The sequence below is a fragment of the Plantactinospora sp. CNZ320 genome (assembly GCF_002846275.1).
This window is the reverse complement of the sequence record NZ_PJMP01000001.1, coordinates 5686938-5711290: the sequence shown is the minus strand read 5'-3', so window position 1 is coordinate 5711290 and position 24353 is coordinate 5686938. Positions and strand designations below refer to the sequence as shown.

The following is a 24353-nucleotide window of genomic DNA, read 5'->3' as shown; positions in this document are numbered from 1 at the left end:
GTAACTGACGTGCGGCCACCCGTTCGTGGCCGCAACAGCGGGAGGACGGCATGGTCCTACACGACACGTTCACCATCACGCGGCACCTCGACGGGCCACCGGGCGAGGTCTTCGCCGCGTTCGCCGACACCGCGATCAGGCGTCGATGGTTCCGGCTTCCCGGCAGCGGAGCCTCGTACGAGCAGGACTTCCGGGTGGGCGGTGGTGAGACCGCACGCAGCACCTTCACCGCGCCGGACACGGCGCCCGAGCGACTGGAATACCGGTCGCGGTACATCGACATCGCGGACGCACACCGGATCGTCTACGGCTACGAGGCCGTCGTCGACGACGTACTGCGGTGGACCTCGCTGGTCACTGTCCGGCTCGACGGCGAGACGAACGGAACCCGCCTGGAGTGGACCGAACAGGTGACCTTCCTCAAATACACCGGGGACGGCAGTACCGACCTCGCGCACCTCCGCGGCGGGAGCGTGCTGCGGCTGAACGGACTCGACGCCGCTCTGCAATCCGGACGTCCGCGGCGGTAATCCGCGCGACACCGCGTTCTCCGACCATCAGCAACCATCGAATCGACTAGAACGGACCACGCATGACGAACATCGGGATCATCCTCGGCAGCACCCGACCCGGCCGGGTCGGTCACCAGGTGGCCGAGTGGGTCGCGAAGCACGGCAGCCAGCACGATGGCATCGACGTCGAGGTGGTGGACATCAAGGACTACGACCTGCCGGTCTTCGACGAGCCACAGTCACCGCTACTCGGCTCCTACGTCCACTCCCACACCCGGGGCTGGAGCAGGAAGATCGCCGAGTTCGACGGATACGTCTTCGTCACCCCGGAGTACAACCGATCGATCCCCTCGGCGCTGAAGAACGCCATCGACTACCTCTACGCCGAGTGGAACAACAAGGCGGCCGGATTCGTCTCCTACGGCAGCAACGTCGGCGGCGCCCGCGCGGTGGAACACCTGCGCCTCATCACGGCAGGTCTCCAGTTGGCCGGCGTACGCACCCAGGTCAGCCTGTCACTCGCCACCGACTTCGCGGCCTTCACCACGTTCACCCCCGGCGACCGCCACAACGCCATGCTCGGCCAGCTCTTCGCCGAGGTGACCGCCTGGGCCGACGCGCTCGCACCACTGCGCCGACCCTGACGCAGACCGCGCATCAGGTCCAGCCCGGCTAGTCGGGCAGGCCACGCCAGGAGAGCCGGGGTTCGTCGGCCAACGTCGACCGGTAGTCGACCGCCGTCGTCTCCCGGCCCCACTGCGGCATCCCGACCGGCAGGTCCTGCGGGTCGAGGACCACCTCGACCACCGTCGGCCGATCGGGTACGCCGACCAGCTCGGCCAGCACCCGGGCCAGCTCGCCCTCGGTACTGACCAGGTGCGAGTCGACCGCGACCTGTCGGGTGAAGACGGCCGGCAGGTCGGCGTACCGCCAGTTGTCGATGTCGTTGTAGGGCTGGTGCCGCCCGTCGACGGACCGCTCCACTGTGTAGCCGGCGTTGTTGAGCACGAGGATGATCGGTCGCTGACCGGTGGCGATCATCCGGCTGATCTCCTGCGCGGTCAGTTGCAGCGAACCGTCGCCGGTGATCAGCACCACCCGCCGCTGCGGTGCCGCCGTCGACGCGCCGAACGCGGCCGGTACGGCGTACCCGATCGCTCCCCACAGCGGCGCCTGTACGCAGACCGCGCCCCTCGGCAGCCGGATCGAGGCGATCCCGAACGACGGCGTACCGGTCTCGGGCACCACGATGTCGCCCTCGGCGAGCATCGCCGCGACCGCCGGCCAGAGTCGGGCCTGGGTGATCGGCGCGTTGCTGGCCGGATCGAGCCGCGCTGCCGGCGGCCGGCCCGGATCGGGTGCGGTCGCCCAGTCGACCGCGCGGACCGGTCCGAGGGTGTGCAGCCGGGCCAGCGCGGCGGCCGGGGCGACCGGTTCGAAGAGTCGCCCGCCCACCGAACTCGCCCGCCGACCGATCGAGATGATCCTGGCCGGGTCGAGGTCGGCGGTGAAGAGGCCGTCCCAGTCGAAGAACTTGACGCCGACGCAGACCAGCGCGTCGGCGTCCTCGACGATCCGCCGTACCGGTTCGGCGCTGTCCCCGCCGTTGTAGACGCCGACGTAGTTCGGGCCGGTCTCGTCGAGCAACCCCCGACCGAGCCCCTGGGTCGCGGCCGGCCAGTGCCGGTCGGCGAGCAGCGCCGCGATCTCGGCACCGAGGCCGTACCGGAGAGCCAGGTTGCCGACCAGCAGGGCCGGGCAGGTGGCACCGTTGAGCAGCCGCTGGGCGGCGGCGTCGAACGCGTCGAGCTGCTCGCGGTCGACCTCCGGCGCCGGCCGGTCGAACCGCCGGGGCGGCTTCGGGACCGGCTGCCGGGCGACGTCGCCGGGCAGCCGGAGGTAGACCGGACGTCGCTGGGTCCAGCATTCCCGCAACACCCGGTCGATCTCGACGGTGGCGTTGTCGGCGGTCAGTGTGGCCTGGGCGGCGGTCACCTCCCGGGCGATCCGGACCCACCGGTCGAAGTCACCGTCGCCGAGGGAGTGGTGCATGGCGGCCCGCCGGTCCATGATCTCGGTCGTCGGGCCGCCGACGATCGAGACGACCGGCACCGACTCGGCCATCGCGCCGGCCAGGCCGTTGACCACCGACAGTTCGCCGGGGCCGAAGGTGGTGACGATCGCGGAGACACCGGCGAGCCGGGCGTACCCGTCGGCGGCGTACGCCGCGTTCACCTCGTTGCAGCTGCCGACCCACTCGATGTCCGGAAACGCCTCGACCTGGTCGAGGAACTCCATGTTGTAGTCACCGGGCAGCCCGAAGATGTGCCGTACGCCGAGATCGTGCAGCCGGCAGAGCAGGTACTCGCCCACGGTGGTGCTCTCGGCCGAGTTCTGCGGCATGACGTCCCCCGTCGACCGTTCCAGCCCGTTTTCCGCCACCCGAGCGGGTTCCCGTTCCCGACCGTCGCACACGTCCCGGCCCGCTGCCGGCGGCACGGACCCGGCCAGGCGGGCCAGCCCGTCCCGGGCCGCAGCTCCGGGTCAGCTCGGGGATTCCGGGTCAGGCTTCCCGGCTACGGCGGACCGCGCGCTCGACCGTGGCCTTCAGCGCCCGTCGGGGTACCGGGCCCAGGTCGTCGACGACGTCGATCAGCAGGGCGAGCTGTTCGAGGGCGGCGAACGCCCGGTCGGCTCCCGCCCGGTCCACACCCTCGTAGAGTTCGAGGCCGACGAACGCCCCGGAGATCGCCCGGGCCAGCCCGCCGACGTCGGCGATCTCCGCGAAGGGGGAGTTCACCAGCAGCCGGCGGAGCACCGACTCGATCTCGTCGACCCAGAGCCCCAGCGCGGCGGCGACCGGCTCGGCGAGCCGCTGGTCGGTCTGGGCGCCGGCCAGGAGTTGGGCGAGCACCGATACGTGTCCGAGCTCCTTCTCCCGCTCGTGCAGCTCCCGGCCGACGTCGAGCAGTTCGCGCAGCGTGCGTACCTCGGCGAACCGGGCAGAGTAGGCCGCGACCCGGTCGGCGGTGTTGGCGGTGCAGGCCGCCGCCAGCAACTCGTCCACGCTGCCGAAGTGGTAGAAGACAAGTGCCTGGTTCACCCCGGCGGCGCTGGCGATGGTCCGGGCGGAGATCCCGGCGATGCCGTGCGTGCCGATGGCGGTGAGGGTCCCGTGCAGGAGTCGCTGCTTGGTGTCGGACATCCGTCTCCTCGCGGGCACGTCGGGTGCGGCGGTGCGATCATCGCATCGGTCACCAGTTGCGCCAGCCAGGCCACTCCCGGCAACCGCAGCAACCATCCCAGATAGGCCCAGCCCAGGGCGACGTGATCCAGTGCGCGGGCGACAGCGGCCACCCCCAGCTCCTCGTACCCGTCGTCGTCGGCATAACGGGCACGGCGCAGCGGGCGGTCGTACTCCGTCGCGGGTCGGCGGAGAAGTCGGCGAGGATCACGCCGATCCAGGAAGTCACCGACGGCCGAGCAGGGTCCGCAGTCGTCGTCGAGCCAGAGCTGCGCGTCCGGCCCGTCCGACGGGTACGGCCGCAAGCGGGGCCACCAGTCGCGGACCTGGGTGCGATATCGACGCCACTCCGGGCCGTACCGGTGGTCGAGGTCGCGCCGCTCGTGCGGGCCGGCCACGCCGATCCCGAACGCCACGCTGGCCAGCGCCGTGACGGCAAGCCAGCCACTGCCGGTCGCCGCCGCCAGCAGCAGGAGCAGCCCCACGGTACTGACCTGCATCGGGTTGCCGACATAGCCGTACGGCCCGGTGCTGACCAGCCGGCGCGGCGGATCCCAGGGGTACGGCGTGCCGCCGCCCCGGACGGCGAACTCGCGTACCGCCGCCAGTGCCGGTACGGCCAGCAGCAGGCCGAGCTGGGCCAACCCGAACAGCCAGTTCCCCGGCAGCTGGCCGAGCCGACTCCACGAGCCGTCGCCGACCTCGAACACCACTGTCGGCAGCAGCCAGAACACCAGCGCGGTGAAGACGCCGAGTTGCATCAACACCCGGGCGGGCAGCCGGCGCCGGTCGGCGCTCCACGCAGCGAGCAACTGGGCGGGCAGTGCCACACAGAGCAGGCCGACAACCTCACCGACCAGCCAGGACGGGCCGAGCTGGACCAGCGGACGCAACTGCGGCATCGCCACCGCGTCGAGCCACAGGAGCAGACCGAGCGCCACCGGCAACGGCAGCACCCGGCGCAGCAGCATCGGGATCGGCCCCCAGAGCAGAGCCCAGCCGAGCCACAGGTCGACCGGCATCCGCAGGATCGCGCCGTCGACCGGGCGGAATGTGTACCACCCGGTGAACCGGGCCAGTTCGTTCAGGGCCGCGATGCCGACGGCTGCCGTGAGGAAGGCGAGCAGTGCGGCGAACCGGGCGTCGCGGCCCCGCTCCAACCGTGCCGCGCCGAGGGTCAGCGCCACGGGTACCAACAGGCAGAGGTAGCGGACGGCCGTCAGGCTCATCCCGGCACCGCCGGGCCGGGAGGTGGCGGCGTCGTCGCGGTGGCCGCCGCCCCTGTCGTCATCGCAGGTCGAGCATGTCGAGCAGGTGGCCGGTGCCCTCGTGCACCAACGCGTCCTGGAGGGGCCCGAAGTACCAGGAGGGGTCGAGGCCCCGCTGGTACGCGGCGGTGACCCGTACCTCGGTGTGCCCGGCGTCGACCGCACGCCAGTGCAGGTCGGCCCGCTCCCAGGTCAACCACCGACCGGTGATCGAGGTGTCCTCGACGAAGCGGAAGCCGATCCGGTCCGGCGCCACCGAGTCGACCTCGGCCACGAGTTGACCGCCGGGGCCGTGTGACGTGCCGTGGTAGCCGAACGTCCACCGGTCGCCGACATCCAAGCCCCTTCCGTGCACGTGGTGCGGCACGGGGACACCGAGCATCCGCAGTGGAATGGAGCGGACCGGGGTGGGGCGTGGGCCGGCGGTCAGTCGGCCGGCGAGTTCACCGGCCGGCACCGGAACCGTCCGGACCACCTCGACCGACTGGTGCGGCGCGATCCGCAATCCGTCGACGCTGCCCTCGACCCCGCCGAGCAGCAGCACCGGCAGCACCAACGCCCCGTAGGCGCGCGAGGACGACCTGCGGAGCCAGCGGATCAGCGCGGTGCTGCCGTGCACGACCGCGTACACCAACGGGGCGGCGAGCAGCACGCAGATGGCGCCCTCGTGCAGGGCGACCGCGGCCAGCAGCAGCACGATGGTGGTGATCACGAAGACCCGGCCGTGGGTGGTCTCCGGCGACATCAGCGCCAGCCCTGCGGCGAGCAGGATCGGCAGCCCGACGAAGAGCATGGCGCTGTCTGCCCGCCCGCTCCGCACGGTGAGCACGAAGGCGATCAGGCCGACGCCGGCGATCAGCCCGGCCAGGATCCAGTTCGCTCTGCCGGGCCGTTCTGGTCTCTCCGGCTCGTCCATCTGCACACCCCTCGCATCGCAGGCGCTTTTGAGCGATCGCTCAAAAGCGAGGGTAGCCGAGTTTGAGCGATCGCTCAAACCAGCTGCTCCGCCTCCCGCACCCCAGGCGGATACGACAAAGTCCCGCCGATCGGTGGGATCGGCGGGACTCCGTTGTGGAATCGGCGGCGGATCAGGCGACCGTGACGGCCACCTCGTTGACGCCCCGGCCGGCGGTGACCGAGAGGTCGCCGTTGCCGTGCCGGGAGAGCGCCCGCAGCGTCCAGGTGCCCGGTGCGGCGAAGAACCGGAACTGCCCGGCCGGCGAGGTGACCACCTCGGCGGTGAACTCACCCGTGGAGTCGAGCAGCCGGACGTACGCCCCGGGGACCGCCTCGCCGCTGGCGGCGCTGACGATCCCGGTGATGACGGTTTCCTTCTCCAGGTCCAGCCCCGCCGGCAGCGGAGCCGCCTGGTCGGGTGCCGCGCAACCGGCGGCGATCGGAGCGGTCATGGTACTCACGCCTCCCCCGGCTCGTCGCCGAGCGCCACCGGCACGCCGACCAGCGAGCCGTACTCGGTCCAGGATCCGTCGTAGTTCTTCACGTTCTGGTGCCCGAGCAGCTCCTTGAGCACGAACCAGGTGTGCGAGGAGCGCTCGCCGATCCGGCAGTACGCGATGGTGTCCCTGCTGCCGTCCAGCCCCGCCTCGCCGTAGATCCGGCGCAGCTCGTCGTCGGACTTGAAGGTGCCGTCCTCGTTCGCCGCCTTCGACCACGGCACGCTGATCGCGGTCGGGATGTGGCCACCCCGCTGCGCCTGCTCCTGCGGCAGGTGCGCCGGGGCGAGCAGCCGGCCGGCGTACTCGTCGGGGGAGCGGACGTCGACCAGGTTCTTGTTGCCGATCGCGGCCACCGTCTCGTCGCGGAAGGCCCGGATCGACAGGTCCGGATCCTGTGCGACGTACTGCGTGGCGGGGCGGGAGACCGGGTCCTTGACCAGCGGGCGGGCCTCCAGCTCCCACTTCTTGCGACCGCCGTCGAGCAGCTTCACGTCGCCGTGGCCGTAGAGCTTGAAGTACCAGTAGGCGTAGGCGGCGAACCAGTTGTTGTTGCCGCCGTAGAGCACCACCGTGTCGTCGTTGGAGATGCCACGCTCGGAGAGCAGCGCCTCGAACTGCTCCTTGTTCACGAAGTCCCGGCGTACCGGGTCCTGGAGGTCGGTCTTCCAGTCCAGCTTGATCGCACCGGCGATGTGCCCGCCATCGTAGGCGGTGGTGTCCTCGTCGACCTCGACGAAGACCACGCCGGGGGCGTCGAGGTTCTTCTCGGCCCAGTCGGCCGAGACGAGTGCGGTGTCGCGACTCATCAGATCACTCCTTGGTGAGGATTGTGCGTGAGCCTGCGCGTGGGGGTCGACCGGTGTTGTTGTCGCATGTCACGCGCGGGACCCATGGATAGGACGGATCACGGGTACGTGCGACGGCGCCGCTGCCGGGCGTCAGGAAAGGCCTCAGAGGGTACGCAGAACAGCCCCGCCGTCAGATGACGGGGCGACACAGGCAGGTGGCCACGCGGCACAGGTCGACCGCGCGCCGTTTGGTGAGGAGCGTCCCCATGACCAGGGAGCCTAGCAGCGCCTCGGACGGGTCACCCAGGATCAACCACGATCCGGGATCGACGACGACCGAACAGGGCCACTCTGATCAGCTGATCTCACTCAACGCCACATCACGGGCGCTCGCCGTGACCACGAGTCCGTCCGGCGCTGGCCGTACCTCGTGCAACTCGAGCGCGAACGGCAGCGGCGGCAACGGCACCCGGACCGAGAGCTGCCGGGCGAAGTTGCTGACGAAGGTCTTGATCAGCGGGTTGTTCGGCAGGTCGGCCGAGGTGAGCTGGTCGAAACCGATCACGATCTCGTCGCCCTCGACGGTCAGGTTGGCGATGCCCTCGACGGTCAGCTCCTGGTTGATGATCGGCACCTGGACCGGTGCGGTGACGCCGAGCTTGCCGTCCAGCTCCCGCAGTTGCACACCCGGCCGGTTGATCAGCGCCACCACGCTGTCGTACGTCACCGTGCCGGTGCCCTGGACGGTCTTGGCGGTCACCTCGCCCTGGCCGGAGCGGAGCGTGTCGATGGAGGCGGTAACGTCCCGCGCATCGACAGTCAACTCCGGCACCTTCACCGTCGCGTTGCTCCCCTCCACCGGCCCCTGTACGTCGCGGAGCAGCACCTTGACGGAGTCGTACCGGCCGTTGAGCACCTGGGTGAGGAACGGGAAGCCGCCGACGGTCACCTCGGGCGAGGAGGACTGCACGTTCTGCCGGGATATCTCCTTGTCGATCTGGTCCGCGACGACCCGCTCGGCCACCCCGGCGGCGACCCGGTCGGCCACCACCAGCAGCGCGGCCAGCACCAGGAGCAGGATGACCAGGACGATGAGCACCCGACGCCCCCTGCGGCGGCGGGGCCGTTCGCCGTACGTCCCGTCGTCTGCCGGATAGCTGTCCGCCACGCCGTCCCCCTGATCCGGTGCCGTCGCACCCATCAACCACCGTCGCCGGGACCACTATCTACCCGACCGGACACATCTCCAACCGTCGAGGTACCCGCCTTACCGGGTGCCGGGAAGCGCACGTTTCATCCCGCCGGAAACGGGCCTGGTCAGAGGAAGAAGACGCTCATCGCGTACGCGGCCGGTGCGGCCAGCGCGAAGCCGCCGAGCGGGCCCTGCATGTGCCGGGCCACCCACATGGTCGGGGGTTCCCCGGCCATCTGCCGGCCTGCCTCGCCGTAACCCACCCCGAGATCGGCCAGCACGGCCGCGGCGGCGGCGACCAGCCCGACCATCGCGCCGCTGGTCGGGGTGAACGCGACGAGATAGCTGCCGAGGATGCCGGCGGCGAGGGTGCCGAGCATCGCCCCGATCACCACACCGGCGGCGCCGCGCGGCACCTGCGGGGCCAGTCGCGGCCAGGGCAGCAGCGCGTCGGTCACCCGGGCGACGGCCAGCGCCACCGCCGCCGCGGTCAGGCAGACGAGGATCGCCTGGGTACCCTTCGGGATCCGGCTGAGCACTATCAGCGTGCCGAAGGCGACCACGCCGACCACGATGAAGAGGGTGGCGCCGAGCGACTCGGTCACCCGGGCGCGGTCGGCCCGGCGGACGAGCTGCCCGAGCACCCCGACCAGGAAACCGCCCGCGGCGACGTACCCGAGGGGGGCCAGCGCGGCGATCTGCGGCAGCACGGCGGCGAAGTCGGCGGCGGCCGCGACCACCACCGCGACGCCGCCGACCAGCAGCAGGGCGGGCGGGCGCATCGCCATGGTCCAGGCCAGGACGAAGAGCAGCTGCACCCCGAAGACGACCACGGCGAAGGGCAGCCGGGCGCCCGGACCGGCCGTCTGGGCACCGAAGATCAGACCGACGCCGAGCAGACCGGCGAAGCCGGCGATCGCCACCGACAGCAGCCGGCGGATCGGTACCGGCGGCAGCTCCTCCTCGGCGTCGAGGTCCTCCGGGTCCGCCTCGCCGTCCGGGCGCGGGCCGTCGGCGCCCCGGATGCCGTCGCCGGGCCTGGCACCGTCACCGCGCCGGGCACCGTCCGACGGTCGGGGCGCGTCGGGCGGGCGGGGACCGTCGAACGGGGTGCGGGGGTCCGGGCCGGCGGGGCGGGCGCGCGGGTCCGGGGCGCGGTGCGGGCCGGCCGGGCCGGGGTGGTTCTCCGGCCAGGGGTCGCGGCCGGTCTCCGATGGCGTCGAGGGGTGCACGGTCCCGATCGTGCCAGACCGACCGCCCGACGCGCCGGACCCGGCTTCCCCGAACCGGGAACGGATCCGGAAACCTGCCTGTAATGACCGATCACACAACCGATGAACCGAAGGTGTGAGAGCGCACAGCGGAACTTCCGATAAGGTTGAGCCTTACCTACCCGTCAGCGACGCCGGGACGACCCCAGTCTCCAGCGGTCCCGGAACCCCCGACCGAGTGCCGCTGGCCACCGCGCGGCACCCCAGGTGTCGCCGGGACGGAGGTGATGTGTGGAGATCCTGCTGCTGGTGACCGCGCGCGCAGGCGAACCATCCGTTGTGCTGCCGGCTCTCGACCTGCTCCCCCATTCGGTGCGCACCGCCCCGCGCGATGTCCGCACCCTTGTCTCCGGGCCCAGCCCGGACGCCGTACTCGTCGACGCCCGCTCGGAACTGAGCGAGGCCCGGGCGACCTGCCGGATGCTGCACGCCACCGGGCTCGGCGTGCCACTGGTCGCGGTGGTCACCGAGGCCGGCCTGATCGCCCTGAACGCGGACTGGGGCGTCGACGACGTGATCCTGGCCAGTGCCGGTCCGGCCGAGGTGGAGGCCCGGCTGCGGCTGGCGGTCGGCCGGCTCAGCAACGCGAGCGCGGCGGCCGGCGGGCTGATCCGGGCCGGCGAGTTGACCATCGACCCGGACACCTACGCCGCCAAGCTCAAGGGCCGGCCACTCGACCTGACCTACAAGGAGTTCGAGCTGCTCAAGTTCCTCGCCCAGCACCCGGGCCGGGTCTTCACCCGGGACCAGTTGCTCCGCGAGGTCTGGGGCTACGACTACTTCGGCGGCACCCGCACGGTCGACGTGCACGTACGCCGCCTGCGGGCCAAGCTCGGCTCGGAGTACGAGTCGATGATCGGCACCGTACGGCAGGTGGGCTACAAGTTCGTCACCCCGCCGTCCCGCCCGCTGCCCGAGTCGGAGAGCGTGCCGCTGCCCGTCTGAGCCGCGCTCGACGACCTGCCGCCTCGATCGGCCTCGACGACCTGCCGCTTCGATCAGGAAGGCCATCCGGCATCGCGCCGGGTGGCCTTCTGACGTATCCGCATGAGGATAGTTCGCAGCAGATGCGAGAAACCATAATGATTCGGGCAATACGTACGTAGCCTTTTACCGGGAGCATCCGGAGGAGGCGAAGGTGGCACCAGCGGTTTCCACGGTGGTTTTCGGAACGGGGCGGACCGATGCGGGGACGGCCCGCTGATGCCGACCATGTCCCGCAGAAACATGCTCGCGATCGCGATGCTGGTCGCCGTCACCGTGCTCGGCGGCGCGTACGCGCTCGGCCACACCCTCGGCCGGCCCGGAGGACCACTGGCTGCCCGGCCCGAGAACCGGGCCCAGCACCAGGCCGACGGGCAGCCTGACGGGCAGCCGGAGCAGCGCTCCGCAGACCGGGAAGGTGGGCCCACCGAGGGGGGGCGGGCCGACCCGGGGCAGCCCGCCGGGCCGACCAGCGCGCCGAAAAGTCCGGCACCATCCGCCGCCGTACCGCCCGGCGGGGGTCCGCAGCCCGCCGACCCGGACCGGCCCCGGACGCACGAGCCGCCACGGCTGCCACCCGAGCAGGCCGGGCCGCATGGCGCCCGGATCAGCACCGGCGCCAGCTACGTGGCGCTGACCTTCGACGACGGCCCCGATCCCCGGTACACCCCGCAGATCCTGGCGGCGCTGGCCGAATACCACGTCAAGGCCACGTTCTGCCTGGTCGGCGAGAACGCCCAGGCGCATCCGGAACTGGTCCGGGCGATCGTGGCGGAGGGGCACACCCTCTGCAACCACTCGTGGCGGCACGACGTCGGGCTGGGCAGCCGGCCCAGCGCCAGCATCCGGGCCGACCTGGTCCGCACCAACCAGGCGATCCGGGCCGCCGTACCCGACGCCCGGATCGACTACTTCCGGCAGCCCGGCGGAGCCTGGACCGCCGCCGTGGTCGCGGTGGCCCGGCAGTTGGAGATGACCTCGCTGCACTGGGCGGTGGACCCGCAGGACTGGACCCGTCCCGGTGCCGTGGCCATCGCGGGGCGGGTCAGCTCCGGCGTCTTCCCCGGGGCGATCGTGCTGCTGCACGACGCCGGCGGCAACCGGCAGGGCACCCTGATCGCGCTCTACTGGTTGCTGCCCGAGCTCGCCCGGAACTACGCCCTGGCGACACTGCCGGCCGGGCCACCACCGGCCGGGCCACCGTCCGCCGGTACGCCGCCGCAGGCCGGACAGCCTCCGGCCGGTGCACCGCCGGGACAGCCCCCGGCCGGACAACCCTCGGCGGCCGGGTAGCCGGTGCCATCCTGATCGTCCGGCCGGCGGTCGCCCCGGAGCGGGTTACGGTGAGAAGATGACCATGGAGCAGGCGGCGGACCCCCGGGTGGCCAGGCTCGACCGGCTGGCGCCGGACGAGGTCGACGAGGTACTCGCCCTGGCCGGCGTCGCCAGCGCCGCCGACGGTGCCGACCCGCTCTCCGAAGACACCACGCTTCGGCTGCGGCAGACGGCCGGGGAGAGCACCGCCACCCACCTCGTCGTCCGGGAACCCGCTGGACCGGTGGTCGGGTACGCACACCTGACGCCGGACGCGACGGGCGAGGTCGCCGCCGAACTCGTCGTACATCCGATGTGGCGTCGACGAGGGCTCGGCCGGGCGCTGGTCTCGGCGGCGCTGACCGGCGTACCCGAAAACGGCACGCTGCTGGTCTGGGCGCACAGCGACCACCCGTCGGCCGCCGCGCTCGCCCTCGACCTCGGACTGCACCGCTCCCGGGTGCTCTGGCAGTTGCGCCGTTCGCTGCGGGACCCGCTGCCGCAGCCCGACCTGCCGGACGGGATCTCGATCCGCGCGTTCCGGCCCGGCAGCGACGACGAGGCGTGGCTGGCGGTCAACCGGCGGGCCTTCGCCAGCCATCCGGAGCAGGGCCGCTGGACCGAGGCCGACCTGCGGCTGCGGCTCGCCGAGCCGTGGTTCGACCCGGCCGGCTTCCTGCTCGCCGTCGAGGAGTCGTCGGGACGGCTGCTCGGCTTCCACTGGACGAAGGTGCACGGCGAGGTGAAGGCGGAGGCACACGGCCAGGCGGAGGGGCACGGCCAGGCGAACGCGGAGGGGCACGGCGCGACGGAGGGGCACGGCGCGGCGGTGCGGCCCGACCGGCCGGTCGGCGGTGCGCCGATCGGCGAGGTGTACGTGCTCGGGATCGATCCGGACAGCCACGGGCTCGGGCTGGGCCGGGCGCTCACCCTGGCCGGCCTGCACCACCTGCGCGACCGGGGACTGACCCGGGTGATGCTCTACGTCGACGAGTCGAACACCGGCGCGATGGCCCTCTACACCCGGCTCGGTTTCGCGAACTGGCTACGGCACGTGCGGTACCGCTGGTCACCGGCGCAGGCGCAGAACAGCTGACCGACCCCCGCCCCCGTGGTCCCTCTCGGGAGTGCTGAACCGCACCAATAGCCCTTACCTGACGCAGCGGTCCCACGGTTCACGGAACGGACATCCTGCCCTCAGGATCCGGCCACCCAGCCGGCTCCCCCTGTTCACCCTGCGTTCACTCCCGACCGGCGAACCGGCTACCTGGCGCTCCTAACTTCCCTACTAGCCGACCACCAGTCGGCTCCCGGGGCGGCGCCTCGGGCTTGTTTCGCAAGGTGAAGGGAACCTTTCAGGTGAAGCTCCAGCGGCACGGCACCATTGCCTGCCTCGCTCTGGCCACGGCACTGGCAGTCAGCGCGTGCGGCTCGGACAATAACGAGCCCACCGAGGCCTCGGCCTCCGGGTCCTCCACGGTGGCGGCCGACTGTGCCACCGGCACGATCAACGCCCAGGGCTCGTCGGCGCAGAAGAACGCGGTCGACGAGTGGCGCAAGGCGTACCAGCAGAAGTGCACCGGATCGACGATCAACTACGAGCCGAGCGGCTCCGGTGCGGGCATCCAGGCCTTCATCGCCGGTACCGCAGACTTCGCCGGCTCGGACTCGGCGCTGAAGGAGGACGAGCAGCCGAAGGCCGACGCCAAGTGCCCCGGCGGCAAGGCGATCCACCTGCCGATGGTGATCGGCCCGGTCGCGGTCGTCTACAACGTCAACGGTCTGGACAACCTCCAGCTCAAGCCGGCCACCCTGGCCAAGATCTTCGCGGGCAAGGTCACCAAGTGGGACGACGCCGCGATCAAGGCCGACAACCCGGGTGCGACCCTGCCGTCGACCACGATCCAGACCGTGCACCGCTCGGACGAGTCGGGCACCACCGACAACTTCACCGACTTCCTGGCCAAGACCGCCGAGGCGGACTGGACCTTCGGCAAGGGCAAGGCCTGGAAGGCGCCGGGCGGCACCGGTGCGGCCAAGTCGGACGGCGTGGCCAGCGCGGTCAAGCAGGCCGAGGGCAGCATCAGCTACGTCGAGATGTCGTACGCCGAGAACGGCGGCCTGAAGATGGCCAGGATCGGTAACGGGGCCGGCGAGTTCGCCGGGCTGACCGCCGAGTCGGCCGGCAAGACCATCGCCGGTGCCAAGGTCACCGGTGCGGGCGACGACCTGAAGATGTCGATCGACTTCAACACCAAGGAGGCCGGGGCGTACCCGATCGTCCTGGTGACCTACGAGATCGTCTGCTCCAAGGGCCTCGCCGCCGACAAGCTGGCGCTGGTCAAGGGCTTCCTCAGCTACGCCGCCAGCACCGAGGGGCAGGCCGACCTGACCGAACTGGGCTACGCCCCGCTGCCGGAGTCGGTCCGCAGCAAGGTCGAGGCGTCGGTCAAGGCTCTCGCCTGATCCATCGACAGATCATCCTCATAACTTCGTCAGACGGAGCGAGCGAGCAGATGGGCGACACCCCAGACCGCTCGGCCAACGCCGGCACCGGCGGACCCGCCGTGACCATCGGTCACCCCGGGTCCGCCGGTGCCGCGCTGTCGGTCGACGTACCAGTGACACCCATGGGCCGCGCTCCGGACGGAGCCGGCTGGGGCGGCGGGAGCCTGGGTGGCGGCGGGGCGCTGCCCCGGCGACGGGCCTTCGGCGCCGAGCGCCTCTTCCAGGGCTTCACCATGGCGGCCGGGACGATGGTGCTGGTCATCATCGTGGCGATCGCGATCTTCCTGATCGCCAAGGCGGTACCCGCACTCAACGCCAACACGGTCAACTTCCTCACCTTCGAGGGCTGGTTCCCCAACGAGGCGCAGCCGAGGTTCGGCATCGGGGCGCTGGCCTTCGGCACCGTACTCACCTCGGTGCTGGCGCTGCTGCTGGCCGTACCGGTGGCGCTGGGCATCGCGCTCTACCTGTCGCACTACGCGCCCCGCCGGGTCGGCACCGCACTGGGCTTCCTGGTCGACCTGCTGGCGGCGGTGCCGAGCGTGGTCTTCGGGCTCTGGGGGCGGGACTTCTTCTACAGCCCGGTGCAGGAGTTCTCGGTCTGGCTGAACAGGTACTTCGGCTGGATCCCGATCTTCGGCGGTGACGGGCCGTTCGGCCGGTCGATCCTGCTCGGCTCGCTGGTGCTGGCCATCATGGTGCTGCCGATCATCACCTCGCTCTCCCGCGAGGTGTTCCGGCAGACCCCGACCGCCAACGAGGAGGCCGCGCTCGCGCTCGGCGCCACCAAGTGGGAGATGATCCGCACGGCGGTGCTGCCGTACGGCCGGCCGGGCGTCATCGGCGCCACCATGCTCGGCCTGGGCCGGGCACTCGGCGAGACGATCGCGCTGGCGATGACCCTCGGCATCGTCTCGAGCATCTCCTTCAACCTCATCGAAAACGGCGGCAACACCGTGGCCGCCAACATCGCCAACGCGTTCGGCGAGGCCAACGACGTCGGCCGGGGCGCACTGATCGCCTCCGGCCTGGTGCTCTTCTCGATCACGCTGATCGTCAACATCACCGCGCGGGCGATCATCTACCGGCGCCGGGAGTTCACGGAGTCCGCCGCATGACGACGACACTGACGCCGGCACCGCCGGGGCAGAGCCCGCAACTGCGTACCCGGAAACTGCCGGTGGTGGCGAGCCTCGGCATCGCGGCCGCCGCCCTGGTGCTCTCCGCCGCGCTTGTCTACGGCGCCGGGATCGGCGGCCCCGCCCTGGTCGTCGCGCTCGCGGTGCTGCTCTACCTGGTCGGCCTCTTCGTCGCCAGCTTCGCGGTGGAGGGGCGGCGGCAGGCGCGCAACCGCACCTGGAGCGCGCTGATCCACTCCGCCTTCGTACTCGCCCTGCTGCCGCTCGCCTCGGTCACCTGGACACTCGTCAGCAAGGGCGTCGAGCGGCTGGACGGCGACTTCTTCGGCACCTCGATGAACAACATCGGAGCCCGGGACCCGAACGGCGGCGCCTACCACGCCATCGTCGGCACCCTTGAGCAGGTCGGCATCGCCACCCTGATCACCGTGCCGCTCGGCATCGCCTGCGCCGTCTACGTCGTCGAGTACGGCCGGGGCCGGTTCGCCTTCACCATCCGGTTCTTCGTCGACGTGATGACAGGCATCCCGTCGATCGTCGCCGGCCTCTTCGTACTCGCCTTCTGGATCCTGATCGTCTCGCCGTACTTCAACGACGGGCGGCCGGGGTACTCGGGCTTCGCCGCCTCGCTCGCGTTGAGCGTGCTGATGCTGCCGACCATCGTCCGGTCCACAGAGGAGATGCTCCGCCTGGTGCCGGCGCCGCTGCGCGAGGGCGCGTACGCGCTCGGCATCCCGAAGTGGAAGACGATCCTGCGGATCGTGCTCCCCACCGCGCTGCCCGGAATCGTCACCGGCGTGATGCTGGCCGTCGCCCGGGCGGCCGGTGAGACCGCACCGGTGCTGCTGGTCGCCGGTGGCGGGGCCGCGATCAACTACAACCCGTTCGAGAACAACCAGTCGTCGCTGGCGCTCTTCGTCTACCAGCAGGCCGGGGACGCCTCCCGGTACGCGCCGGCCCGCGCCTGGGCCGCCGCACTCACCCTCGTCGCCCTCGTGCTGATCCTGACGATCACGGCGAAACTGCTGGCCCGCCGCAACCGGTTCAGCCGCTGACCCCGAAGGAATGACTGACCCCGAAGGAATGATCATGGCCAAGCGAATCGACGCGACGAGCGTCACCGCGTACTACGGCTCGTTCAAGGCGATCGAGGACATCCACCTCACCGTAGAACCGAAGACCGTCACCGCGCTCATCGGACCCTCGGGCTGCGGCAAGTCGACCTTCCTGCGCACCATCAACCGGATGCACGAGGTGCTGCCCGGTGCCCGGGTCGACGGCAGGCTCACCATCGACGACCAGAACATCTACGAGCGGGACGTGGACGTGACCGCGGTACGCCGGATGATCGGGATGGTCTTCCAGCGCCCCAACCCGTTCCCTACCATGTCGATCTTCGACAACGTGGTCGCGGGGCTGCGGCTCAACGGGGTACGCAAGAAGTCCGTCCTGGCGGAGGCGGCCGAACGGGCACTGCGCTCGGCGAACCTCTGGGACGAGGTCAAGGACCGGCTCGGCAAGCCCGGTGCGGGGCTCTCCGGCGGGCAGCAGCAGCGGCTCTGCATCGCCCGGACCATCGCGGTCGAGCCCCAGGTGGTGCTGATGGACGAGCCCTGCTCGGCGCTGGACCCGATCTCCACGCTGGCGATCGAGGATCTGATGTTCAAGCTCAAGGACCGCTACACGATCATCATCGTCACGCACAACATGCAGCAGGCGGCCCGGGTCTCCGACCGGACGGCCTTCTTCTCGATCGAGCGCACCGGCGACCCGGGCCGGCTCATCGAGTACGACGACACCCAGAAGATCTTCAGCAACCCGAGCGAGAAGAGGACCGAGGACTACATCACCGGCCGCTTCGGCTGAGGTGCAAGGAAGGGCCCCTTCTTATCGCTTTTTGTAGAAGAAGGGGCCCTTCCTAACACCTTCACCCGGGTCAGTCGACGTGGAAGTGGACGGTGCCGTCCTGGGCCTCGGTGAGGCGGGGCACAATCGGCTGGGCCGGATTCCGCGCGGTGGCGGCGGCTGGCACTGCGGCCAGGTCGGGGCAGGCGTCGAGTTCGGTGAGCGTGATCAGGGTGGGCGGAAGCATCGCCATCTCCCCCGCCGCCGCCCGGGCCAGCGCGTCGGCCGGCCGGATCCACATGGTGTGGTCGGCCTCCCCGGAGACGTCCCGGGGGCGCTGCCCCGCCGGCAGCAGCGCCACGAAGAAGTACGTGTCGAAGCGGCGCGGCTCGAACTCCGGGGTGATCCACCGGCTCCACGGCAGCAGCAGGTCGGAGCGGAGGGTGAGTTGGCAGTCCCGGAGCAGGTCGGCGAAGCCGGTACGCCGGTTCACCAGCGCCTGCCGGGCCCGCTCCCACTCATCGCCGCTGACGTCGCCGACCACCGCACCGTGTCCCGGGCCGGCGAGCAGCACTCCCGCCTCCTCGAAGACCTCGCGGGCCGCCGCGCAGACAACCGCCTGGGCCGCCCCGGGGTCCAGGCCGAGCCGGTCGCCCCAGCCGGTCGCGTCCGGCCCGGTCCAGTCGAGCCGGATCTCCGAATCACCCGGGTCGACGCCGCCACCCGGGAAGGCGTACATGCCGCCGAAGGTCATGCTGACGGCGCGGCGGATCATGTACACCTCGAAGCCGGCCCCGCCGGACGCGGCGGGGCGCAGCAGCGGCACGGTCGCGGCCGGCCGGGGCGGCACCGGGGTACCGCCCTCGGCGTAGAACCGGCGGGCGTGTGCGGCGATCGACTCCGGGGCGGCAAAGCTGGTCATGCAGCGAGGGTAGTGGGCGGCCTCGGCGCCAGGATCACGCATGCCGGTACGGGACGGGCGCCGAGAGCACCCACGGCAACCGCAGGCCAACCGGACGCCGGCAGGGTTCGCCTGGACGCGACCCCGGTGATGGCGAAGATCGTCTGCCAGAGACCCCGACTGTGCTCCTACTGGATACTGGTGGCGTGACCATGGTGCTGACACGCTCGCGGATCGACGCCCTCGTCGACGTCGGCGAGGTGCTGGAGCTGCTCAGAGAAGGGTTCCGAGCACCCACGGCATCGCCGGCACCCCTGCGGATCCGCACCGACCTACCCGGCCCTGGCACCGCGACATGCCTGATGCCCGGGCTCCTACCAGGTGTCCCCGCCTACACGGTCAAGGTCAACGCGAAGTTCCCCAACGCCACACCCGCCCTGCGCGGCGTGGTCTGTCTGCACGACCTGCACACCGGAGAACTACTCGCCTTGGCCGACTCAGCCAGCCTCACCGCCTGGCGCACCGGCCTGGCCGCCGCACTGGCCACCCACACCCTCGCCCACCCCGACACCGACACCCTCGGCTTCATCGGCGCCGGCGCCCAGGCCCGCACCACGTGGGCTGGGCTACGCCACCTACGCTCCTGGCGACACACCACCGCCTACGACCTCAACCCCACCCGCGCCCGCGAGCTGACCGCGCACCTGGTCGGCAACGCTCGTGCCGTGGCCGCACACGCCGATGTCGTCGTCCTGGCCACCTGGTCACGCGAGCCTGTGCTGCACGCCTCGGACACGCACGCCGGGCAACATCTGACCAGCCTTGGCGCCGACGAACCCGGTAAGAACGAACTGTCGACCGACCTGCTACGCAGTGCCCGAGTGATCGTTGACAACCTCGACCTGGCCTGCGCCACAGGCGCACTGGGCAACGCCGGCCTCGACGCCACCGCCGCAGCCGGCACCCTCACCGACGTCCTGCACGGCAACCTTCCCGCCCACGACCAATCACGCGCAAGCGTCTATGCACCCGTCGGCCTGCCCTGGCAAGACCTGGCACTGCTGTGGTGGCTACATCAGCGCGCCACCGCCAACCCGGTCATCACCATCGACCTGTTGAGCTGAGGTGCACCCGCCTCCACCAGTGACCCGCACGAGCCTTCTGGCTGGTTCCCATGTAGTTGACGGCCGGACATATCTGGCGGCCCGTAGTTGAAGAGGTGCCATGGCGCAGCAATCCAGCCCTGACGGCAAGACACGTTGGGGCATCCTGGCCACCGGTTACATCGCGGCGACCTTCGTCGAGGATCTCCGGCTGCTGCCGGACGCCGAGGTCGTCGCCGTCGGCTCCCGTACGCCGGAGACGGCTCGCGCCTTCGCGGAGCGGCATGGGGTGCCCCGGGCGTACGGGTCGTGGCAGGAGTTCGCCGCCGACGACGACATCGACATGGTCTACGTCGCCACCCCGCACGCGGCACACTTCGAGGCCACGATGGCCTGCCTCGACGCCGGCCGGGCGGTACTGGTCGAGAAGCCGATCACCCTGGACCGGGCCGGAGCGCAGCGGCTCGTCGACGCGGCCGGTGCCAGCCGACGCTTCCTGATGGAGGCGATGTGGATGCGGTGCAATCCGGTCGTACTCCGGATTCTGGAGCTGATCGCCGACGGCGCGATCGGCGAGGTGACAGGCGTGCAGGCGGACTTCGGGGTCGGCGGGCCGTTCCCGCCGGAGCACCGGATGCGGGCCCGGGCGCTCGGCGGCGGCGCCCTGCTGGACCTCGGGGTCTATCCGATCAGCCTGGCGCACCTGCTGCTCGGCGTGCCGGATGAGGTCCGCTCCTGGGCGAAGATCAGTCCGGAGGGGGTCGACGAGAACACCGGGGTCATCCTGGGCTACGAGTCGGGCGCGGTGGCCACGCTGAGCTGCGGCATGATCGGTGCGACCCGGGTGGCGGCGGCGATCACCGGGCGGACCGGCCGGATCGAGCTGGCGCCGCCGTTCTACCGGCCCGGCCAGGTCACCCTGCTGCGGGACGGAGCCGACCCGGAGTTGCTGCCGGTCGACCTGACCGGCTCGGGCTACCAGCACGAGGCGGCCGAGGTGCAGCGCTGCCTCGCCGCCGGGCTGCTGGAGAGCCCGCTGGTGCCGCACGCCGCCACCCTTGAGGTGATGGGCCTGCTCGACGACATCCGCCAGCAGATCGGCGTCACGTACCCGTGAAAGGAAGGGCCCCCGCATATACAAAAAGCGATATGCGGGGGCCCTTCCTTTCACGCGTTCAGAAGAGTGGCCTGACGAGGAGGTACATCAGGGCGCCGATCGAGCCGGCCGCCGGGAAGGTCAGGATCCAGGCGCCGACGATGTTGCCGGCCACGCCCCACCGGACGGCGGAGAGCCGCTTGGTCGCCCCGACGCCCATGATCGCCGAGGTGATGGTGTGCGTGGTGGAGATCGGCGCGCCCAGCACCAGCGCGTTGAAGTAGAGCACGCCGCTGGCGACGGTCTCGGCGGCGAAACCCTCCGGCGGCCGGAGGTCGATGATCTTCCGCCCGAGGGTACGGATGATCCGCCAGCCGCCCGCGTACGTGCCGAGGGCCAGTACGGTCGCCGAGGTCCAGAAGGCCCACTCCGGGATGTGCTCGGGACTGCTCTGGTAGCCGCCGACGAAGAGGGCGAGCACCACGATGCCGATGGTCTTGGCGGCGTCCTGCATACCGTGCCCGATCGACATCGCCGCCGCCGAGGCGGTCTGGGCCCACCGGAAGCCCCGGTTGAGCTTGCCGGGCTGCCCGTTCCGGAAGATCCACTGAACGGCGATCATGACCAGGTAACCGAGCAGGAAACCGACAAGCGGCGAGAGGATCATCGGCAGTACGACGTCCTCGCCGATGCCCTTCCAGAGCACCGTGCCGGAGGCGGCGAGGGTCGACCCGACCAGCCCACCGATGAGCGCGTGCGAGGAGGACGAGGGCAGGCCGAAGTACCAGGTGATCAGGTTCCAGGTGATCGCACCGATCACCCCGGCGAAGACGATGCCCAGGCTGGAGACGCCGGTGGGCAGGGAGACCAGGCCGGAGCCGACGGTCTTGGCCACGTCCGCACCGAAGTGCGCGCCGATGAAGTTGCCGATCGCCGCCATGCCGAGCGCGACCCGGGGCGTCAGTGCCCTGGTGGAGATGCTGGTGGCGATCGCGTTCGCGGCGTCGTGGAACCCGTTCGTGTAGTCGAAGAGCAGCGCGACGGCGATCACCGCCAGTACGGCGATGAGTTCAGGACTCACGGGTCAGCTTTCCTTGACCGCGATGGTCTCGACCGTGTTGGCGACGTGCTCGAACGCGTCGCAGGCCGCCTCCAGTTCGTCGGCGACCTCCTTCATCTTGAGCACGGTCAGCGCGTCGTACTCGCCGGAGAAGAGCCGGACCAGCAGCATCCGGTACGCCTGGTCGCCGTCGTTCTCCAGCCGGTTGCACTCGATCCAGTAGTCCTCGAGGTCCTTCATCGCCCGCAGCCGGGGCATCGCCTCGGCGGTCAGCTTGGCCTGCTGGTCGAGGACGTTCACCAGCTCGTGCATCTCCCGGGGCAGCGACGGCAGCTTGGTCAGCCCGTAGAGGTAGAGCAGGTTGCCGACCGCCTCCAGGTGGTCCATCACGTCGTCGAGCAGCGAGCCGAGCCGGTAGATGTCCTCCCGGTCGAACGGCGTGACGAAGGTGGAGTTGATCTTCTTGTACAGGTCGTGGGTGATCTGGTCGCTGTCGTGCTCGACCTCGGTGAGCCGCTCGCTCACCGACTGCACGTCGACCCCGGGCAGCGCCAGCTCGTTGAGCAGCTCGGTACCCCGCACGAGGTTCTGAGCGGCCCTGGTGAACAACTCGTAGAACGCGCCCTCGGAGGGGCGGAGGGAAAACTTCACGGCACGGAACCTCGTTGCGTCGGCGGACGGGTGGCGGGCCGCAAGAGGCTGCCCCTCGGGGAATGCTAGGGAACCTCGGAACACAGTTTTCGCCCGCCCACCCCTGATCAGAGGTGGTTCACCTGGGATTCACCTGATGTTCACCTTGGCTGCCCGGCAGGCCGGCACGAACCCGACCGAACGAACCTAGATCACACCAGGGGTGTGAGATTGGCCGCGCGCGGCCCGACCTCGGGCTGGGGCTAACCTCGCGGAAGGGACGTACGGCGCGGGGAGGCAGCGGTGCGCGATCTGGCCAGCGAGTTCGAGGCCGAACGGGCCCACCTCAGCACGGTCGCCTACCGGATGCTCGGCAGCCGGTCGGAGGCGGAGGACGCCGTACAGGAGACCTGGCTGCGGTACGCCGCCGCCCTGGGCAGCCCGCAGGCCCGCGCCGAGGTACGCGACCTGCGCGCCTGGCTCACCACCGCCACCGCCCGGATCTGCCTGGACGTGCTCCGCTCCGCCCGGGTACGCCGGGAGTCGTACCACGGCGAGTGGCTGCCGGAGCCGATCGTCAGCCGGTTCACCGACCCGGCCGGCGGGGCGGACGGCTTCGCCCCCGACCCGGCCGAACGGGCCGCGCACACCGAGCAGGTCGGCATCGCCCTGCTCACCGTGCTGGAACGGCTCGGCCCGGAGCAGCGGGTCGCCTTCGTGCTGCACGACGTCTTCGCGGTGCCCTTCGCGGAGATCGCCGCCGTGCTCGGGACCAGCCCGGCCGCCGCCCGGCAGCTCGCCTCCCGGGCCCGCCGCACGGTGGCCGAGGAGGGTCCGCCCCGCTCCGCCGACCCGGCCGAACACCGGCGGCTGCTCAACGCGTTCCTACAGGCCGTCGAGTCCGGCGAACCCGAGCGACTGCTCGAGGTGCTCGCCCCGGACGTGGTCTTCGTCGGCGACGGCGGCGGGCTCTTCCCGACCTCGCGGCGCCCGATGGTAGGCGCGGACAAGGTCGCCCGGTTCACGTTCGGACTGATCCGCCGGGCCGCCCGGGATACCCGCGACCTGCGGATGCGACAGGTACTCGTCAACGGCACGCCCGGCATACAGTTCGAGGCGGAGTACCGGCCGGGCATGCCGCTGCACGGCGTCATGTGGTTCACCGCCGCCAACGGCCGGATCACCGCCGCCTACCACCAGCTCAACCCGGAGAAGCTGACCCGGGTACCCCGGATAGCGCCGGCCGAGCACACCTGGCAGCTCCCACGCTGAGCCGCGCGGCGCCCGCGCCCGCACGGCCGCCTCGACGCCGGGCTCAGACGACCAACGCCAGCCACTTCCGGTACGCCGACGCGAACGGCTCGGTCCCGTCGCCGAGCGCGACGTGCAGCCACTCCGCGGCGGCCCGAGCCTGCGTCACCGTCTCCTCGGGATAGCCGAACCGGATCCGGTGCTCGGCGAACTCGTCCTCGTCGCGCAGCTCCACCAGGCCGGTGCCGCGGCGGCGCACCACGTCGAGGTCGAGGTCGATCAGGTGGACGGTCTCCCCCTCCCAGCGGGCCGGGCTGGTGATGTCGCAGTAGACCTCGCTGGTCCGCGGCGGCGGGTTGAACATCGCACTCCACCAGGTGCCGTGTGGCACCAGCAGCACGAACGGGATCTGTTCCACCGAGGGGCGGCCGTGGTAGACCGACGCCGTCCCGGCGGTCACGCCGAGCCACACGCCGAGGTCGTCCTCGGTCAGTCTGCGGGCGGGGTAGTCCCGGTGCGCGGTGCCGTCGTACTTGCGGTAGACGACTCGGACCACATCGCTCGACATGCCCGCACCCTAACCGATGTAGCCCAATACGCGCGGTGCGTGAAGCGGCCGTCAGGCGTCGGAATCGACAACATCACCCCTGCCCGGGGGCGGGGCGCGGACCCGCCGGGGCGATGGAGTGCGGCGGTGTCGGGATCGGCGGGTACGGTCGCACGGTGACCGTGCCCGCCACCGACACCAGCGTTCCCACCCTGATCGACTCCGAGGCGGCGGAATCCGGCC

At 71.0% G+C, this 24353-nt stretch carries 25 protein-coding genes; 12 read left to right on the top strand and 13 right to left on the bottom strand.

Features of this window, described 5'->3' with window-relative positions:
- Window positions 1–50: 50 nt before the first annotated feature.
- Both CLT71_RS25510 and CLT71_RS25505 read left to right on the top strand, forming a co-directional pair.
- Complete coding sequence (locus CLT71_RS25510; RefSeq protein ID WP_101369338.1) at window positions 51–530, top strand: SRPBCC domain-containing protein; 480 nt, start codon at window positions 51–53, stop codon at window positions 528–530.
- A gap of 62 nt (window positions 531–592) precedes the next feature.
- Window positions 593–1156, top strand: a complete 564-nt coding sequence (locus tag CLT71_RS25505) for an NADPH-dependent FMN reductase (protein WP_101369337.1) — start codon at window positions 593–595, stop codon at window positions 1154–1156.
- A gap of 28 nt (window positions 1157–1184) precedes the next feature.
- On the opposite strand, the gene CLT71_RS25500 is transcribed toward CLT71_RS25505, so the two are convergent.
- The 9 genes from CLT71_RS25500 to CLT71_RS25465 form a co-directional block, all read right to left on the bottom strand.
- The gene (locus CLT71_RS25500; RefSeq protein ID WP_101371772.1) at window positions 1185–2915 is read right to left on the bottom strand and encodes a thiamine pyrophosphate-binding protein; all 1731 of its coding nucleotides are present in this window, start codon (window positions 2913–2915) and stop codon (window positions 1185–1187) included.
- Window positions 2916–3075: 160 nt separating this feature from the next.
- On the bottom strand, window positions 3076–3717 hold the full coding sequence (locus CLT71_RS25495; RefSeq protein WP_101369336.1) for a TetR/AcrR family transcriptional regulator: 642 nt from the start codon (window positions 3715–3717) through the stop codon (window positions 3076–3078).
- Complete coding sequence (locus CLT71_RS25490) at window positions 3612–4979, bottom strand: methyltransferase (RefSeq protein ID WP_101371771.1); 1368 nt, start codon at window positions 4977–4979, stop codon at window positions 3612–3614. Before CLT71_RS25490 ends, CLT71_RS25495 begins: the two co-directional genes overlap by 106 nt.
- Before the next feature lie 64 nt (window positions 4980–5043).
- A complete protein-coding gene (locus tag CLT71_RS25485) occupies window positions 5044–5940 on the bottom strand; it encodes a hypothetical protein (protein WP_101371770.1) in 897 nt (298 codons plus the stop codon).
- A 172-nt stretch (window positions 5941–6112) separates the two neighbouring features.
- Complete coding sequence (locus tag CLT71_RS25480; RefSeq protein WP_101371769.1) at window positions 6113–6433, bottom strand: DUF1416 domain-containing protein; 321 nt, start codon at window positions 6431–6433, stop codon at window positions 6113–6115.
- Between the two features lie 5 nt (window positions 6434–6438).
- Entirely contained in the window at window positions 6439–7287 is an 849-nt protein-coding gene (locus CLT71_RS25475) for a sulfurtransferase (protein WP_101369335.1), read from the bottom strand.
- A gap of 172 nt (window positions 7288–7459) precedes the next feature.
- Window positions 7460–7537: an Ms5788A family Cys-rich leader peptide gene (locus tag CLT71_RS38210; RefSeq protein WP_311202345.1), complete on the bottom strand. Its 78-nt coding sequence runs from the start codon at window positions 7535–7537 to the stop codon at window positions 7460–7462.
- Between the two features lie 87 nt (window positions 7538–7624).
- On the bottom strand, window positions 7625–8470 hold the full coding sequence (locus CLT71_RS25470) for an LmeA family phospholipid-binding protein (protein WP_101369334.1): 846 nt from the start codon (window positions 8468–8470) through the stop codon (window positions 7625–7627).
- Window positions 8471–8586: 116 nt separating this feature from the next.
- Complete coding sequence (locus tag CLT71_RS25465; RefSeq protein WP_101369333.1) at window positions 8587–9693, bottom strand: ICP22 family protein; 1107 nt, start codon at window positions 9691–9693, stop codon at window positions 8587–8589.
- A 270-nt stretch (window positions 9694–9963) separates the two neighbouring features.
- Between CLT71_RS25465 and CLT71_RS25460 the strand changes: the two genes are divergently transcribed.
- From CLT71_RS25460 to pstB, 7 genes are all read left to right on the top strand, one after another.
- Entirely contained in the window at window positions 9964–10677 is a 714-nt protein-coding gene (locus tag CLT71_RS25460; RefSeq protein WP_101369332.1) for a response regulator transcription factor, read from the top strand.
- A gap of 267 nt (window positions 10678–10944) precedes the next feature.
- On the top strand, window positions 10945–12009 hold the full coding sequence (locus CLT71_RS25455) for a polysaccharide deacetylase family protein (protein WP_486483444.1): 1065 nt from the start codon (window positions 10945–10947) through the stop codon (window positions 12007–12009).
- Between the two features lie 58 nt (window positions 12010–12067).
- Window positions 12068–13126, top strand: coding sequence for a mycothiol synthase (gene mshD, locus CLT71_RS25450; RefSeq protein WP_199187719.1), 1059 nt, complete (start codon window positions 12068–12070; stop codon window positions 13124–13126).
- A gap of 263 nt (window positions 13127–13389) precedes the next feature.
- A complete protein-coding gene (pstS, locus tag CLT71_RS25445) occupies window positions 13390–14496 on the top strand; it encodes a phosphate ABC transporter substrate-binding protein PstS (RefSeq protein ID WP_101369330.1) in 1107 nt (368 codons plus the stop codon).
- 50 nt (window positions 14497–14546) lie between these two features.
- Entirely contained in the window at window positions 14547–15656 is a 1110-nt protein-coding gene (gene pstC / locus CLT71_RS25440; RefSeq protein ID WP_101369329.1) for a phosphate ABC transporter permease subunit PstC, read from the top strand.
- Complete coding sequence (gene pstA, locus CLT71_RS25435) at window positions 15653–16732, top strand: phosphate ABC transporter permease PstA (RefSeq protein ID WP_101369328.1); 1080 nt, start codon at window positions 15653–15655, stop codon at window positions 16730–16732. Before pstC ends, pstA begins: the two co-directional genes overlap by 4 nt.
- Before the next feature lie 34 nt (window positions 16733–16766).
- Window positions 16767–17543, top strand: coding sequence for a phosphate ABC transporter ATP-binding protein PstB (gene pstB / locus CLT71_RS25430; protein WP_101371767.1), 777 nt, complete (start codon window positions 16767–16769; stop codon window positions 17541–17543).
- A 70-nt stretch (window positions 17544–17613) separates the two neighbouring features.
- On the opposite strand, the gene CLT71_RS25425 is transcribed toward pstB, so the two are convergent.
- On the bottom strand, window positions 17614–18444 hold the full coding sequence (locus CLT71_RS25425) for an NUDIX hydrolase (RefSeq protein ID WP_101369327.1): 831 nt from the start codon (window positions 18442–18444) through the stop codon (window positions 17614–17616).
- A 191-nt stretch (window positions 18445–18635) separates the two neighbouring features.
- On the opposite strand from CLT71_RS25425, the gene CLT71_RS25420 reads away from it, so the two are divergent.
- Both CLT71_RS25420 and CLT71_RS25415 read left to right on the top strand, forming a co-directional pair.
- Window positions 18636–19547 carry a Rossmann-fold NAD(P)-binding domain-containing protein gene (locus tag CLT71_RS25420; RefSeq protein ID WP_101371766.1) on the top strand — a complete coding sequence of 304 codons (912 nt, stop codon included), beginning with the start codon at window positions 18636–18638 and terminating at the stop codon, window positions 19545–19547.
- Window positions 19548–19647: 100 nt separating this feature from the next.
- Window positions 19648–20643, top strand: coding sequence for a Gfo/Idh/MocA family protein (locus CLT71_RS25415; protein ID WP_101369326.1), 996 nt, complete (start codon window positions 19648–19650; stop codon window positions 20641–20643).
- Window positions 20644–20701: 58 nt separating this feature from the next.
- Here CLT71_RS25415 and CLT71_RS25410 read toward each other — a convergent pair whose 3' ends face one another.
- Both CLT71_RS25410 and CLT71_RS25405 read right to left on the bottom strand, forming a co-directional pair.
- On the bottom strand, window positions 20702–21703 hold the full coding sequence (locus CLT71_RS25410; RefSeq protein WP_101369325.1) for an inorganic phosphate transporter: 1002 nt from the start codon (window positions 21701–21703) through the stop codon (window positions 20702–20704).
- Window positions 21704–21706: 3 nt separating this feature from the next.
- On the bottom strand, window positions 21707–22333 hold the full coding sequence (locus tag CLT71_RS25405) for a DUF47 domain-containing protein (RefSeq protein ID WP_101369324.1): 627 nt from the start codon (window positions 22331–22333) through the stop codon (window positions 21707–21709).
- Window positions 22334–22615: 282 nt separating this feature from the next.
- Here CLT71_RS25405 and sigJ point away from each other — a divergent pair, with 282 nt between their 5' ends.
- Complete coding sequence (gene sigJ, locus CLT71_RS25400; RefSeq protein WP_101369323.1) at window positions 22616–23584, top strand: RNA polymerase sigma factor SigJ; 969 nt, start codon at window positions 22616–22618, stop codon at window positions 23582–23584.
- A gap of 43 nt (window positions 23585–23627) precedes the next feature.
- Here sigJ and CLT71_RS25395 read toward each other — a convergent pair whose 3' ends face one another.
- Complete coding sequence (locus CLT71_RS25395; protein WP_101369322.1) at window positions 23628–24131, bottom strand: ribonuclease FAU-1 family protein; 504 nt, start codon at window positions 24129–24131, stop codon at window positions 23628–23630.
- Between the last annotated feature and the right edge of the window lie 222 nt (window positions 24132–24353).